This window comes from Nocardiopsis oceanisediminis, from assembly GCF_048595525.1.
In the GTDB taxonomy this organism is placed as follows: domain Bacteria; phylum Actinomycetota; class Actinomycetes; order Streptosporangiales; family Streptosporangiaceae; genus Nocardiopsis_A; species Nocardiopsis_A oceanisediminis.
On sequence record NZ_JAFMZJ010000001.1, the window covers coordinates 4,811,027 to 4,825,437 of the forward strand.

Genomic DNA, 14,411 nt, shown 5'->3' on the forward strand with positions numbered 1-14,411 from the left:
GGCCGGGCACGCCGTCGGGGCGCGCGGCCGCCGGTCGGCGCTCAGACCGCGGTCGCCTCGGCCGCCGCGCGTCCGGCGGCGCGGCCGGAGAACAGGCACCCGCCGAGGAAGGTGCCCTCCAGGGCGCGGTAGCCGTGCACCCCGCCGCCGCCGAAGCCGGCCGCCTCGCCCGCCGCGTACAGGCCCGGCAGCGGGGTGCCGTCGGAGCGCAGCACCCGCCCGGACAGGTCGGTCTGCAGCCCGCCCAGCGACTTGCGGGTCAGGATGTTGAGCCGGACCGCGATGAGCGGCCCCGCCTTCGGGTCGAGCAGCCGGTGCGGCTCGGCGGTGCGGATCAGCCGGTCGCCGCGGTACCGGCGGGCGGAGTGGACCGCGGCCATCTGCAGGTCCTTGCCGAACGGGTTGGCCAGCTGCAGGTCGCGGGCGACGATCTCGCGGTGCAGCTCCGCGGCGTCGATCAGGCCGTCGCCGGTCAGCTCGTTCATCTTCGCCGCCAGCTCGGGCACGGTGCCGGCGACCGCGAAGTCGTCCCCGTTGTCCAGGAAGGCCTGCACCGGCCCGGGGGCCCCGCCGCGGGCCCGCTTCAGCACGTCGGCGACGCGCCTGCCGGTCAGGTCCGGGTTCTGCTCCGAGCCGGAGAGCGCGAACTCCTTCTCGATGATCTTGCGGGTGAGCACGAACCAGGAGTAGTCGTGGCCGGACTCCCCGATCGCCTTGAGCGTGGCGAGCGTGTCGAAGCCGGGGAAGTTCGGCGCGGGGAACCTGCGCCCCCGGGCGTCCAGCCAGAGCGACGACGGTCCGGGCAGGATGCGGATTCCGTGGTCCCTCCAGATCGGGTCCCAGTTCCGCAGGCCCTCGGTGTAGTGCCACATCCGGTCGGCGTTGACCCGGCGCGCGCCGGCCCGCTCGCTGATCGCCAGCATCCGACCGTCCACGTGCTCGGGCACCCCGGCGACCATCCGCTCCGGCGGCGGGCCCAGCCGCTCCGGCCAGTGCGCCCGCACCAGGTCGGGGTCGCCGCCGATGCCGCCCGAGGCGACCACCACCGCCTGCGCGGTGAGCTCGAACGCGCCGGCCTCCGCCCTGGAGCTCGCCGTGCCCCGGGCCGCGGCGCTGGGTTCCAGCACCGCGCCGCGCACCCCGGTCACCTCGCCGCCGGTGACCACCAGCTCGTCCACCCGGTGCCGGAACCGGAGGTCGATCAGGCCCTCCTCGGCCGCCCGGCGGACCCGGCGCTCGAACGGCTCCAGCAGGCCCGGCCCGGTCCCCCAGGTGATGTGGAACCGGGGCACCGAGTTGCCGTGCCCGCCGGCGAGGCCGCCGCCGCGCTCGGCCCACCCGACGACCGGGAAGAACCGCACCCCCAGGGAGTGCAGCCAGGAGCGCTTCTCCCCCGCCGCGAACTCGACGTAGGCCTGCGCCCACCGGCGCGCCCAGTGGTCCTCGCCGAGCGGGTCGCCGGCGTCCCGGTCGAACCCGGCGCTGCCCTGCCAGTCCCACCAGGCCAGTTCGGCGGAGTCCCGGACGCCCATCCGCCGCTGCTCCGGCGATCCGACCAGGAACAGCCCGCCGAAGGACCAGAAGGCCTGGCCGCCCAGCCCGCTCTCGGGCTCCTGGTCCACCAGGACCACCCTGCGGCCCGCGTCGGCCAGCTCGGCGGCGGCCGCCAGCCCCGCGAGCCCGCCGCCCACCACGATCGCGTCGGCGTCCATCCGTCCGGGCCTCCCTCCGGTGCGCCCGCCGGTCGCGGGCCGAGGGCCACAGCCTGCCCTGCGGGCGCCCGGCGGTTCCATGGCGATCGCGCACCGGGACAAGCAGGTTCATCACCGGGTGATGAACGCGGGGACGCGGGCGGGGCCGCCGCGGCCGCTCCGGGGTAGCGTGCAGGGGCGCGCCGGAGCGGCGCGGTTCATCATCGGGTGACAAAGCGGCGGGCGGCCGGACCGCCCCGGGGAGGCGCCGGTGGACACCGAGCGGCGGCGGGCCGTCGCCGACCTGCTGCAGGACCGGCGGGCCGAGCTGGCCGCCACCGCCGTGCGGGCGGTGCGCGCGGAGGTCCCCGCCTACCGCAGGCTGGACGGCGAGCAGATGCGCGACGTCGCCGCCATCTCCTCCTGGACGCTGTCCCGGGTGACCGACGCGTGGGCCCGCGGCGACCGGCTGACCGAGCAGGACCTGGCCCGGTTCCGCGCGATCGGCGCGGCGCGCGCCGAGGACGGCCGCCCGGTCGCGGCGGTGCTGCGCGCCTACCGGGTCGGGGCGGGCGCCGCCGTCGACGCCGTCGCCCAGGTCTGCGGCGACCGGCTGACCGCCGTCGACATGGCCGCCCTGGCCCGGACGGTGCTGCACGCCATCGACGACCTGTCCGAGGCGATCGGCGGCGGCCACGCCTCGGCCCGGGAGCGGCTCGCCGCCGACCCCGGGCGGGCCCTGCGCGACCTGGTGGACGACCTGGTCGACGGCCGACACGGCTCCGCCGGCGCGCTCGCCGACCGGGGCCGGGAGCTGGGCGTCGACCTGCCCGCCGACCCGCTGCTGCTGGTGGCCGAGGCCACCGGTCCCGGTGCGCCGCTCGGCCGCGCCGCCCTGGCGGAGCTCGCCGCGGACCTGCCCGGCCCGGGCGCGGGGCCGCTGGCGACGCTGCGCGGGCGGCGCGCCGTACTGCTGCTCCGCGCGGGCCTGCGGCCCGATGCGGCGGAGGCGGCGCGGGCCCGGGGGCTGCGCGGCTGCGCCGTGCGGCTGGACTCCCCGGCCGGGGCCGCGGACGGGTACCGGCTGGCCTCGCACGCGCTGGACGCGGCGCCCGAGCACGCCTTCGCCGGCCGGGCGGTGCTCGCCGACGCCGACGCCCATCTGCTGGCGCTGCTCCGGGCGCGCCCGGGGGCCGACCCTGCCGCCGTCGCCCGGACCGCGCTGGGGGCGCTCACCGAACCGGACGGCCGGCACCTGCTGGACGGGCTGGCCGCGTTCCTGTCCACCGGTTCGGCCACGGCCGCCGCCGGGCTCCTGCACCTGCACCCGCAGACGCTCCGCTACCGGCTGCGGCGCGCCTGCGAGCTCACCGGCCGCGACCCGCGCACCCCGTGGGACCGGCTGGTGCTGGACGTGGCCCTGCACCTGGTCCCGCAGCGCGCGGGCGGCTGAGCGGCCGCCGGCGGGGCGGGTCAGACCCGGTCGAGCCGGGGGAAGACGACCCGCTGCAGGATGAGCGTGACGGCGGCGGCCGCGGGCACCGCGAGGAGCGCGCCGACCAGGCCGAGCAGCGCGCCGCCGATGAGCGCGGAGGTGATGGTGGCGGTCGGCGCGACGTCCACCGAGCGCTGCATGATCCGCGGGGCGATCACGTAGCTCTCGATCTGCTGGTAGACCAGGAAGAACGCCAGGGTCACGGCGCCCATGACGGGGTCGCCGACGGCGACCGCGCCGGCGGCGGCCAGTGCGCCGATGGTGGTGCCGATCAGCGGGATGAGCGCGGTCACGCCGACCACCATGGCCGCGGTCAGCGCGTAGCCGAACCCGATGGCGGTCAGGTAGAGGAAGGCGACCGTGCCGCCGATCGCGGCGATGAGCAGCTGCCCGCCGATGAAGTCGCCGACCCGGTGGATGATCTCGTCGCCCAGCTCGCGCACGCCCGCGCGGCGGGAGCGCGGGACCAGCCGGTAGGCGGTCTCGGTGATGCCGGGCAGCGACGCCATGAAGAACAGGGTGAGGATCAGCACGGTGAACGTGGTGGCCAGGGAGTTGAGCACGGCCTGGCCGATGCCGAACACCCCGCCGAACACCCGCTGGCCGAAGTCGGCGCTGGTCAGGAAGGCCTGGAGCTGGTCGATCAGGCCGAACCGGCGGTCCAGGTCGGCCATCAGCCGGTTCTCCTGGAGCTGCTCCACGTACTCCGGGACCGCGCCGGCGAACTCGCTGACCTGCGCTGTCAGCGGCGGGACCAGGGTCCAGACGAACACCGTCACGGCCAGGACGAGCGCGGCGCACACCGCGACGATCGCCGCCCAGCGGGGCAGCCCCCGCCGGCGCAGGAACTCGATGATCGGGTTGAGCCCGACCGCGAGGAAGAGCGCGACCAGGATGTTGATGAAGACGCCGCGTATCTCTACCAGCGCCTCCACCAGCATCCACGCGGTGAGCACCCCGAGCGCGCCGGTGAAGCCCACGATGAAGAAGTTGACCCGCCGCCCCCGGCCGGTCAGGGGGCCGGGCGGTTCCTCGGCGGTGCCCGCCGCCGGCCGGGGCTCCCGCTCCGGCCCCTCCGCCGCGCCCCCGCCCCCGGCGGACGGCGCCTCCGCGGCCGGCTCCGCGGCCCGGTCCCGCCGCCCCTGCCGGGCACCGTCCGGGCGCTCTTCCCCGGCACCGCCCGGGCGCTCCGCCCCGGGCCCGTCCGCGCCGGGCTCCTGTCGATCGCCCACTCCGGCCTCCCCACTGCCGCCGACGCGATCACGTTAGCGCGCCCCCGCCCGCGCGGCCGGTACCTCGGCGGGCCGCGCGGCTCCGACCGGAGCCGCGCGGTGCGGTAACGGCGCGGCCCTCCGGGGCCCGTTCCGGGGGCACCGGAGAGCGGCGGGACCGGAGACCGGTGGGAACCGGCACTCCGCGCGCTCGGCGGGCGAACCGCGCCGCCGCCGGACGCACAGGGCGCCGTTCCACAGCGGCCACGGCGGGGCGGGCACCGGATCACCGACCGGACCCCGGCTCGGCCCCGAACGGGAAGGACGCGCTCCGGGATGCGCGGGGTCCGGCCTGCGGGCCGTGGGCACGGCGGCCTTCGGACGTCTCCGGGGCGGGGTGGAGGCGTCCGCCGCCCGCCCTCCCCGCCGCGGCGGGGAGGGCGGGCGGCCGGGGCGCGGCCCTTACAGGGCGGCCCCGGTGTGCACGGCGACGGCGCTCTCCGGCGGGACGGTGACGGCCAGCTCCCCGGAGGACACCCGGAGGGTCTCCGAGGTGCAGGCGCCGCCCTCGACCAGGCCGGAGGCGACGTCGCAGTAGTCGCCGTCCGGCAGCGAGGTGGGCAGGACGGCGGTCCACGGTTCGGCGGAGGCGTTGAACGCCGCCGCCCCGGCGCCGTCCCGCTCCAGGGCGGCCCGGTCGGCGGCCGAGCCGTCATCGAGCCAGGTCACCCCGGTCCCCTCCACCGCGCCGGCGAAGCCGGGCATGCCGTTGAGGGCGCGGTGCTCGCAGACCCAGCCGCCGCCGTCGCAGTCGGTCGGCTCGGTGCTCCCGTCCGCGGCCGACGGCGGACCCTCGTCGGTGCTCCCGGTCCAGTCGTAGCCGGACATCACCTTGGCCGTGCCGTACCCCTGGGCCAGCAGGAACGCCTGGGCGAGGTCGTAGCGGCCGCGGTCGGTGCGGTGGGTGAGCACCGGGTCGCTCCGCTGGGTGTCGTGGTTGACCACGAAGGAGACCGCGCTCTCCGAGGGCAGCAGCCCCTCGCCCAGCCCCTTGGCGGACTGCAGGTCGCCGGCGGCGAACAGCTCGCTGATCCGCCGCTGGTAGCCGAACTCCGTGACGTCGCCGATGCCGGTGTACTCGCCGCCGCCGATGGCTCCGTCGGCGATCACCTCCTGGTAGACGTAGGGCGGCCGGTCCCATCCGGGCACGGTGCCCTCCAGCCGGTCCACAACGGCCGCGACGTCCTCGGGCGGCATGTGCTTGGCCGCGTCGATCCGGAACCCGGCGACGCCCATCCCGATCAGCGAGTTCAGGTAGTCGGCGAGGCGGTCGCGCACGTAGTCGTCGCCGGTGGACAGGTCGCTGAGCCCGAGCAGCTCGCAGGTGCGCACCTCCCACGGATCGGACCAGTCCTCGATGTCGCGGCCGCACTCGTCAGCGTGGAAGTCCTGCCGGGAGTAGCCGTAAGCGCCGTCGCCGAACAGGTCGGGGTAGGCGTACTTCCCGTACTCGGTGCCGGCGCTGCCGGGGCCGGAGCCGGCCGACCCGGTGCCGGTCATGTGGTTGACGACCGCGTCCACGTAGATCTTCACTCCGGCACCGCGGCAGCGGTCCACCATGTCGGCGAAGTCGCCGGCGGTGCCGCGCCGGGTCTGGTCCAGCCGGTAGCTGACCGGCTGGTAATCCTGCCACCAGGGGTGTCCCTCGCCGGACAGGACGACGTGCTCCTGCGGCGGCGACACCTGGACGGCCGCGTACCCGGCGGGGCCGAGGAAGTCCTCGCACTCCCGGGCGACGGACTCCCAGCGCCACTGGAACAGGTGGACGATGGGCCCCTCTCCGCTCCCGGCGACGGCGGGCGCGCCGCCCGCGCCCGGTGCGGCGGAGGCGGGTGCGGCGGCGAGGGGGACGGCGGTGAGCAGTGCCGCGAGTGCGGTCGCGGCGGTTCTTCGGAGGAACATTGCGCGCTCCTTGCAGCGGGGGTGCGGCGGCCGCCCCGGCGCCGAAGACGGCCACCTGATAAATTTCTTGCGGACAGTGCAAGAAATTTCAATCACCGCGCAAGATACCAGCAGGGGAGGGCCTTGGGAACGGTCCCCGCGCGTTCTTCCGGAATTCACGCGGACGTCCCCTGACCGGCCCGGACGGGCCCGGCCGGACCACTACCGTCGGCCCCGTGACGACTTTCGTGCACACTGCGGACCTGCACCTGGACAGCCCGCTGCGCGGGCTCTCCCCGAAGCGCCCGGAGGCCGAGCGGCTGGCCCGGGACGCCACCACCGACGCGCTCGGCCGGCTCGTGGCGGCCGTGCTGGCGGAGTCGGCCGACGCGCTGGTCATCGCCGGCGACCTGTGGGACGGCGGGCACCACCGGGAGGAGACGGTGCGCCGCTTCCGGGAGCACATGGGGGCCCTGCACGACGCGGGCGTCCCGGTGTTCGTCGCCGACGGCGCCCACGACACCGCCTACCCCGGCCGGCACGCCTGGCCGATGCCGCCCAACGTGCACCGGTTCGGCCACGAGCGGCCGGAGACCCGGGTGCCGGACGGCCTCGGGCTGGCCCTGCACGGGCACGGCCCGCACACCGCCTGCTCCCCCGTCCCCGCCTTCCCCGACCCGGTCCCGGGCGCCGTCAACGTCGGCCTCTGGCACTGCGGCCGGGCCGGCGGCGCGGGCCCGACCGCCGAGCGCGCCCTGGCCGGCCTGGGCTACCAGTACTGGGCCCTGGGGCACCTGCACCGGCGGACCGTCGCCTCCACCGCGCCGTGGATCGTCCACCCCGGCGCCCTGCAGGGCCGCGGCGCCGACGAGCCCGGCCCCAAGGGCGCGACGCTCGTCTCCACCGGGGGCGGCGCCGTCACCGGGGTCCGCCACCTCGACCTGGCCCCGGTGCGCTGGGAGGTCATCGACGTCGACTGCGCCGCCGGCCTCTCCGAGGCCCTGGAGCGCGCCCGCACCGCACTGCGCCGGACCGCCGCCCTGCTGGTCCCCGGGGCCCGCCTGGCCGCCGTGCTCCGACCGGTGCACGGCGCCGTGGCCGACGACGCGCTGCGCGCCCTGGTCGACCGGCTCGACGGCGACGACGTGCCGGGGGTCGTATCGGTGACCGCCGCCCCCGCCCCGGCCGGCGGACTGCCCGCCCCCCGCTCCGCCCTGGAGCGCTCCCGCCTCCCCCGCGGAGCGACCGCCCCCGCCTAAGCGCAACGCCCCGAGCCGTTGAGGGGAGGAGGCGGAGCGGAGCATCCCGGCCGAAAGCACAGCGTGTCACGGGACCGGGGCTCAAGCGGGCGGCGACGGCGCCGGCAGGGGCGGGACAGAGCGTCCCGGCCGGGTGCGGCGCCTCGCAGAGCGAAGGCTCAGACCAGCAGCGACGGCAGAGGCAGGAGCAGGGTGAAGGCCTCACCCGGGCGCGGCGCCTCGCGGAGCCCGGGTCCAAGCAGGCAGCGACGGCAGAAGAAGGGACAGGGTGCAGGCGTCGGCCGGGCGCGGCGCCCCACGGGGCGAAGGTTCAAGCGGGCAGCAACGGCGCAGGCAGGGGCAGGGCCGGGCGCCTCACCCGGGCGCGGCGCCTCGCAGAGCGAAGGCTCGAGCAGGCGGCGACGGCGGGAGTGGGCCGGGGCGGCGTTCACCGGTCCGCCCCTGGCCCCCGGCGAGGGGGAAGGCGGTGTTCTCGCGGCGGATCCGGGCCCGCCCTACACGGCAGAGGGGGTTGTGTCCGGTATGCCGGATCGCCAGCGGGGATCGGGCAAGGCGGGGGCGCCCTGCGCACCCCGGCGGCGGCCCCGATGACATCTACCAGCGAGTAGTAAGCCCTGAACCCCCCGCCGCCCCCTCGTCGGTCACTCAGAGTAGCGAAAGTGGGGCCTCCCGGGGGAACGAATGCGACATCTCGCCCCCTCCCTGCCCCTCCCCGGGGTTCCGGCCCCACCTTTCCGGCCTTCCCGGCGGCACGGATCCCCGGCCACCGCCCGGATCGGCGCCGTTTAAGCCCCGGGAGGCCCGTTCCGGCCCGGGATGCGCGCCCGGGAATCACCGGGGTGCTCTCGCGGTGCGCAGGGCGCCCCCCGCCAGCATCACTGTCCGTATTCACCCAGGTCAGAGAGGTGTTGGTGATCGCTGGGCAGCCCGCCTCGGCGCCGGGGCGACGCGGGCGCGGCGATCCCGCCCCTCTCGCCCGCCCCACCTGCCATGACCGCCCTGCCGCACACGACCCGCCACCCCGGCCCGCTCCCGCCCTCGCCGCCCGTCTGAACCTTCGCTCCGCGAGGCGCCGCGCCCGACCGACCGGCCGGCACACCTTCTGCCGTCGCCGCCCGTCTGAACCCCCACCCCGCGAGGCGCCGCGCCCGACCGAGACGCCCGCCCCCCCCCGCCTCCGCCGTCGCTGCCGGCCCGTACCTCCACCCCGTGGGCGCCGCGCCCGGCCGGGGCACCCGTCCCGCCCCTAACTCTGCCGTCGCCGCCGGTCTGAACCCTGGTCCCGTGGGGCGCCGCACTCGGCCGAGGCCTCCGCTCCGACTCTTCCTCCGCCGTCGCCGCCCGCCTGAACCCCCGCCCCGCGAGGCGCCGCGGCCGGCCGGTTCCTCCGCCCCTCCCCACCTCGCCCTCCTGGGGCCGACGGCGGCGCGGTTCCGCCTCGGGGCATAGGCTCGAACGCCGAGGACCGCCGGCCGGGACGGTCGGGACCACCGCCCGGCCGGAGACGACCGCGCAGAGGACAGAGGAGGACCCCGATGACCGCGCTCGGCGGATCGGACATCGAACTGCACCCGCTCGTCCTGGGCGGCAACACCTTCGGCTGGACCGGCGACGAAGCCGCCTCGCACCGGATCATGGACGCCTACCTGGACGGCGGCGGCACGCTCATCGACACCGCGGACGGCTACTCCGCGTGGGTCCCGGGGAACTCCGGCGGCGAATCGGAGCGGACCATCGGCTCCTGGCTGAAGGCGAGCGGCCGGCGCGACTCCGTCGCCATCGCCACCAAGGTGAGCGGCCACCCCGAGTTCCCCGGCCTGTCCGGGAAGAACGTCAAAGCCGCAGCGGAGGCGTCTCTGCGCCGCCTGGGCACCGACCGGATCGACCTGTACTACGCGCACTTCGACGACCCGGACACCCCGCTGGAGGAGACCGTCGCCGCCTTCGCCGCCCTGGTCGAGGAGGGCAAGGTGCGCCACGTCGGGGTCTCCAACTACGCGCCGAAGCGGCTCCGGGAGTGGCTGGAGACCGCCGACCGGCTCGGCGCCGCCCGGCCCGTGGCGCTCCAGCCGCACTACAGCCTGGTGCACCGGAACACCTACGAGCCGGAGCTGCGCGACATCGCGGTGGGCGCCGGCATGGGCGCGCTGCCCTACTACGGGCTCGGCGGCGGCTTCCTCACCGGCAAGTACCGCACCCGCGCCGACCTGGAGGGCCGGTCCCGCGGCAGCACCGTGGAGCGGTACTTCAGCGACGCCGGCCTCGCCCTGGTCGACCTGCTGGCCGAGATCGCCGACGCGCACTCCGCGGAGATCCCCACCATCGCCCTGGCCTGGCTGCTGACCCGCCCCGGCATCGCCGCGGCCCTGGCCAGTGCCAGCCGCCCGGAGCAGCTTCCGGCCCTGCTCGCCGTCGCCGACACCGCCCTCACCGACGACGAGGCCGCCGCCCTCACCCGCGCCTCGGACGCCGCCGCGGCGGGCTGACCGCCCCGCGGCGGCCGCGCCCCGCCCGGGGCCAGGAGCCCGTGGCGGGTTCCCTCCTCCCCTGGATAGATTCCGACGCACACCGGGAGGGCAGACGGACAAGGGGATCCAGTGGGAACAGGGCGGAAGGTCGGCGGGTTCCGGCTGGTGCGCGAGATCGGCTCGGGCGGGTTCGGTTCGGTGCACCTGGGAGAGGACTCCTCGGGCCGGCAGGCGGCGGTGAAGCTGCTCCACCCCCACCTGGCCAAGGACGCCCGAGTACGCCGGTATTTCGCCCGGGAGCTGGACAGCATGCGCCAGGTGCAGGGCTTCTGCCTGGCCGAGGTGCTGGACGCCGACGCCGAGGCCGCCCGGCCCTGGATCGCCACCGAGTACATCAAGGGCCCCACCTTGGAGGAGGACGTCCGCGACCGCGGCCCGCGCACCGGCGGCGAGCTGCAGCGCCTGGCCATGCACACCATCACCGCGCTCAACGCGATCCACGCCGCCGGGGTGGTGCACCGCGACCTCAAGCCCGCCAACATCCTGCTCGGCCCGGACGGGCCCCGGGTGATCGACTTCGGCATCGCCCGCGCCCTGGACGCCGACACCTCCTCGGCCACCCGCATCGGAACCCTGGGCTACATGGCCCCCGAGCAGCTCGAAGGCACCGCCCTGGGGCCGGCCGCCGACCTGTTCGCCTGGGCATCGGTCATCGTCCACGCCGCCACCGGCGCCGAGGCCTTCCCCGGCCCCACCCAGGCCGCCCGCATCAACCGCGTCCTCACCCGCCCGCCCGAGACCGGGGACCTGGCCGAGCCGCTGCTCGGCATCGTCCTGGCCTGCACCGCCAAGGAGCCCGACCAGCGGCCCACCGCACGCCAGGTCCTCGACATGCTGCTCACCGGCCGCAGCGCACCCCCGCCGGCCGGGGGCGACGCGCCGACCACCGAGTACACCGCGCGCGCCGGCGGCGAGCGGACCGGGCCCGCGGCCGACCCGGATTCCTGGCGCAGCAGCGACACCGACCGGACCCCGTTCACCGTGGACGCGCTGCTCCCGGAAAGGTTCGTCTCCTACAAGGGCATCGAATTCGCCCGGGTGGCCTCAGGGATCCAGCCGTGCGACCTGGCCGCCACCGGTGAGGGTTCCGCCAGCGCCGGCGAGGTGGTCGAGAAGATCATCGCCCTCGGCTGCACCCGGCTGGCGGCCGGGGTCTACACGGAGCAGCCCGGACCCCTCGCCACGGCGCACAACCCGGTCACGGTCTCGGTGTCGGTCTTTCCCTTCCCGGACAAGGCGAAGGCCGTGGAGATGTACGAGTTCCTGGACGGCCCCGCGCACTGGAACCTGACCACATGGCGCCCGCAGTGGCACATCGGCACGCTGTTCCGGAGGTCCGGACCCGACGTCAGGCCCTTCGTCCCCGGCCGGAAGCACTTCCGCTGGTGCCACCGGCGCTGGCGCCACCGCTACCTGATCATCGCGATGGCCTACCGGGCCGATCTCACCACCGACGGCGGCATCGGGCCGTGGCTCGAAGCGGCCGCCCACAAGGCGGCCGTGTCCAGTGGACCGGACGGCCGGCGGACGTGACCGGCCCTCCCTCTCCGTCCGGGCCCTCGCCGACCGGCTCCACGCCGGCCGTCCGGTCCGCCGCTCGGGCGGTGCGGGCGCGGTCCGCCGGGCGGGCCGCTCCGGCAGGCCGGGCCGGTCAGGGCCGGTCGGTGGTGTGCACCGCCTCGTCCTCGGGCCCTTCCTCCTCCTCGGCGTACTCGGCGTAGCCGTCCTCCTGCTCGCCCGGGCGGCGCTCCTGGGCCAGTTCGGCGTCGATGCCCAGCTCGCCGGCGGAATCGTCGTCGACCACGTCGACCTCGCCCTCCGGCGGGTCGTCGATGTAGCGCTCCCACAGGGAGAGGTCGCTCTCCTGCTCGTCGTCGCCCATGTCCGCCTGGAGCCGCTCCTCCTCGCCCCGTGCGCGGCGGACGCGGGGGTCGCCGCCGCCGAACCTCTCCGACTCCCATTCCGGGTCGCGCTCGCTCATCGTCTTTCCTTCCCCTCGGTTCTCCCCTGCTCCGGCTCCGGCCCGCCCCGCGAAGGCCCGGCGGGCACCCGCAGAACGAACACCGCCCCGCCCAGGAGCGGGCTCTCCCCAGCGGTCAGCGTGCCGCCGTGCGCCTCGGCCACCCCGCGCGAGATCGCCAGGCCCAGACCGGAGCCGCCGGGGTCCTTCCGTCGCGACTCGTCCAGCCGGGCGAAGCGCTCGAAGATGCGCTCCCGCTCCTCCTCCGGGATGCCCGCGCCGTCGTCGTGCACCTCCAGCACGGCCTCCGGCCCGGCGCCGCCGTCCTCGGCGCGGACCGCGACGAGGATCCGCGACCGGGCGTGCCGCTCGGCGTTGGCGATCAGGTTGACCAGCAGCCTGGCCAGCCGCAGCCGGTTGCCGCGCACCACCGCGCCCGGCTCCAGGTCGGTGTCGATGCGCGCCGCCGCGGCGGCGCGGTGCCCGGCCTCGGCCCGGGCCAGTTCGGCCAGGTCCACCCGCTCCTCGGCGCGGGCGACGTCGGCGTCCAGCCGGGCCAGCTCCAGCAGGTCGCTCACGATCCGCTGCAGCCGCTCGACGTCGCCGAGCACGCTCTCCAGGGACCGCCGCGCCGCGGTGTCGCCCAGCTCCGGGTCGGTCAGCTCCACCTCCAGCCGGGCGCGCATGCCGGCGATCGGGTTGCGCAGCTCGTGCGAGGCGTCGGAGACGAAGCTGCGCTGCCGCTCCATCGCGGTCTGCAGCCGGTCCAGGGTGGCGTTGGCGGTGCGCGCCAGGTCGGCGAGCTCGTCGCCGGTTCCGGGCAGGGCGAGCCGGTGGCGGAGGTCGGTCGCGGACAACCGCTCCAGGTCGGAGCGGATGCTCTCCACCGGGCGCAGGGTGCGGCCGGTGCCCCACCAGGTGAGCCAGCCGACCACGAGCAGCACCACCAGGGCGACGGCGACCAGGCCGAACTCCAGCAGGAAGCCGTCGGTCACCTCCGCCGAGACGATCGCGGCGTAGACGACGACCGGGCCGTAAGCGCGGCTGTCCGTCTCGAAGCCGGCCACCACCAGGCAGCGCCCGGAGAGGTCGTCCGGGCAGACCTTGTCGTCGACCCGGAAGTCGTTCTCGGCGGGCAGCCTGTCGCTGAGCGGCGGGCGGCCCTGCATCGCGTCGCTGGCCGCGACGACCTCGCCCGACCCGTCCACCACCTGGATCCGGAGCACCCCGTCGGCCGCCGGGATGGGCTCGGAGTAGCCGGACTCGGCCAGGTGCAGGGCGACCTGGCGGGCCGCCTGGGCGGCCCGGTCCACCTGCTCCCGCTCGATCTCGTGCCGGAGCACCACGGAGACGACGGTGATGCAGATCAGGATGACCGGGGCGACCACCCCCAGGGCGCGCACGGTCATCCGCGCCCTGATCGAGCGCGGCCGCGCCAGCCGCCAGCCGCTCATGGCCCCCCGTGGTCTCTGCGCCGCCCTGTCCGACGATCCTCCCAACCGGGCGGCCCGCACCGGGCGGCGAACACAGCACCGAAACGGACTTTTGTCATCTATTTACCGGTGGGGCCGGTGCGGCCCCTGCCGCCGCCCGCACCGTCCGCCTTACTCTTCCGGCACCGTCACCGCGCTCCCCGCCCGCCGCATCCGGAGCCTCGGGGGATTTCGGCGATTCCCGCACAGAGGACGATGAGTTGCGACTAGATTACCGTCCGCAACGATCTCGAAGGGGAACGGAGAAGCTCCCATGCTGAAGAGGTTCGCCCCGGCCGTCGCCGCCGCCCTGGTCGCAGCGGGGGCCGCCGGTCTCGCCGGCGCCGCGCCCGCGCAGGCCGATGACGCCCCGAAGGCCGGCTCCCGGCTCGTGCTGTCCTGGAGCGAGGGGGAGGGCGGCGCGCCCCGCTCGACCACCCTGACCTGCCGGCCGGCCGGCGGCTCGCACCCGTCCGCCGCGGACGCCTGCGCGGCCCTGGAGTCCGCCGGCGGGGACTTCTCCTCGCTGCGGCCCTCCGGCGGCGCGTGCACCATGGAGTACCGGCCGGTGCGGCTCTCCGCCCGGGGCCACTGGGGCTCCGAGCCGGTCGACTACTCCGAGACCTTCAGCAACCCGTGCACCGCCCGGAACGGCACGGACGGGGTGTTCGCCTTCTGAACCGCCCCTCGGACGCAGCGGAGAGGGCCGCCCCTGCTCGGGGCGGCCCTCTCCGCTGTGCCCGCCCCCTCGGCACGTCACCCGGTGTGCATCGGTGTTCGCCGATGTGCTGCATTGCGGTCCAGGCGTTGTGCGATGCACAACTTTGCACACCCTCTCTTCAGCCGCTCCGGGC

10 protein-coding genes are annotated in these 14,411 nt (G+C 76.2%); 5 read left to right on the top strand and 5 right to left on the bottom strand.

All coding sequences use genetic code 11. The features are described 5' to 3' along the window. Positions 1–41: 41 nt before the first annotated feature. Entirely contained in the window at positions 42–1,712 is a 1,671-nt protein-coding gene (locus J0910_RS21080) for an FAD-binding dehydrogenase (RefSeq protein WP_420160275.1), read from the bottom strand. A 250-nt stretch (positions 1,713–1,962) separates the two neighbouring features. On the opposite strand from J0910_RS21080, the gene J0910_RS21085 reads away from it, so the two are divergent. After that, on the top strand, positions 1,963–3,144 hold the full coding sequence (locus tag J0910_RS21085; RefSeq protein WP_420160276.1) for a PucR family transcriptional regulator: 1,182 nt from the start codon (positions 1,963–1,965) through the stop codon (positions 3,142–3,144). 20 nt (positions 3,145–3,164) lie between these two features. On the opposite strand, the gene J0910_RS21090 is transcribed toward J0910_RS21085, so the two are convergent. Together J0910_RS21090 and J0910_RS21095 are read right to left on the bottom strand one after the other, a co-directional pair. Continuing rightward, positions 3,165–4,418, bottom strand: a complete 1,254-nt coding sequence (locus J0910_RS21090; protein WP_420160277.1) for an AI-2E family transporter — start codon at positions 4,416–4,418, stop codon at positions 3,165–3,167. 441 nt (positions 4,419–4,859) lie between these two features. Further along, positions 4,860–6,359, bottom strand: coding sequence for an alpha-amylase (locus J0910_RS21095; protein WP_420160278.1), 1,500 nt, complete (start codon positions 6,357–6,359; stop codon positions 4,860–4,862). A gap of 215 nt (positions 6,360–6,574) precedes the next feature. On the opposite strand from J0910_RS21095, the gene J0910_RS21100 reads away from it, so the two are divergent. The 3 genes from J0910_RS21100 (at position 6,575) to J0910_RS21110 (ending at position 11,658) form a co-directional block, all read left to right on the top strand. Further along, positions 6,575–7,597, top strand: coding sequence for a metallophosphoesterase family protein (locus J0910_RS21100; RefSeq protein WP_420160279.1), 1,023 nt, complete (start codon positions 6,575–6,577; stop codon positions 7,595–7,597). A 1,535-nt stretch (positions 7,598–9,132) separates the two neighbouring features. Then, a complete protein-coding gene (locus J0910_RS21105) occupies positions 9,133–10,083 on the top strand; it encodes an aldo/keto reductase (protein ID WP_420160280.1) in 951 nt (316 codons plus the stop codon). 111 nt (positions 10,084–10,194) lie between these two features. Further along, on the top strand, positions 10,195–11,658 hold the full coding sequence (locus J0910_RS21110) for a serine/threonine-protein kinase (protein WP_420160281.1): 1,464 nt from the start codon (positions 10,195–10,197) through the stop codon (positions 11,656–11,658). Positions 11,659–11,776: 118 nt separating this feature from the next. Here J0910_RS21110 and J0910_RS21115 read toward each other — a convergent pair whose 3' ends face one another. Then, positions 11,777–12,106 carry a hypothetical protein gene (locus J0910_RS21115; protein WP_420160282.1) on the bottom strand — a complete coding sequence of 110 codons (330 nt, stop codon included), beginning with the start codon at positions 12,104–12,106 and terminating at the stop codon, positions 11,777–11,779. Then, entirely contained in the window at positions 12,103–13,539 is a 1,437-nt protein-coding gene (locus J0910_RS21120; protein WP_420160283.1) for a HAMP domain-containing sensor histidine kinase, read from the bottom strand. The genes J0910_RS21115 and J0910_RS21120 overlap by 4 nt, the downstream gene beginning before the upstream one ends. A 292-nt stretch (positions 13,540–13,831) precedes the next feature. On the opposite strand from J0910_RS21120, the gene J0910_RS21125 reads away from it, so the two are divergent. After that, positions 13,832–14,236 carry an SSI family serine proteinase inhibitor gene (locus tag J0910_RS21125; RefSeq protein WP_420160284.1) on the top strand — a complete coding sequence of 135 codons (405 nt, stop codon included), beginning with the start codon at positions 13,832–13,834 and terminating at the stop codon, positions 14,234–14,236. Positions 14,237–14,411: the final 175 nt, after the last annotated feature.